This window comes from Vibrio sp. OPT46 (assembly GCF_015163535.1).
Classification (GTDB): Bacteria; Pseudomonadota; Gammaproteobacteria; order Enterobacterales; family Vibrionaceae; genus Vibrio; species Vibrio alginolyticus.
In genome coordinates this window covers 595-1,204 of sequence record NZ_JADDYG010000593.1, presented here as the reverse complement: position 1 = coordinate 1,204, position 610 = coordinate 595, and the positions used below count along the sequence as shown (strand labels likewise).

Here is a 610-nt window from a genome sequence, read left to right as displayed (position 1 = left end):
CATAGGAAGCGTTACCGTGATCAACAAGCTAAATAAGCGAGAAACCCTAGATTTCTTTCCATGTCGCTTGGTATAGAAGTAATGCGCGTAATCCGAGTACATGATAAACAAGGAAACTAAAAGACCCAGTATCCAAAACATAGCTTACAAATCCTCTATTCCAAGCATGTTACGTCGTAACAACTCTTTCTTTGCAGCTAGCGCATCTGCCTCGTTAAAGCCTTTGAGTACACTAGCGAGAATAACAGCTACAAAAAATGCTCTCGCGCCAGCTTGTTGTGCAGTTGATGAGAGGCTGAGTTTTTTGAAAGTCTCTTCAGCGATGTGCACTGAAGCCATTTCTTTAATCAATGCAGCCCCTTGACCTTTTGATAGTGCGTATATAACAGCTGCCATAAAGCCGACCTCAAGTTTAATATCGATGGTGATAAACCATGTAGAAAGGAAATTTGCAACTGCTTTATGAGTATTAAAATACTGGCGCAGCTCACCATCTGATAGGCTCCAAGGGTTCCACATTGGCTTGGCAATACTTTGCGCTACCAGCATTTGAATCTTACCGAAAAATTTCGAATTCCCTAAAGCCTGTGCCTGCTCAAGGACTTTTCTT

1 protein-coding gene is annotated in these 610 nt (G+C 42.0%); it reads right to left on the bottom strand.

Features of this window, described 5'->3' with window-relative positions; all coding sequences use genetic code 11:
- Positions 1 to 144: 144 nt before the first annotated feature.
- The coding region (locus IQR33_RS23485; protein WP_228014087.1) for a hypothetical protein at positions 145 to 610 on the bottom strand (466 nt) is incomplete at its 5' end.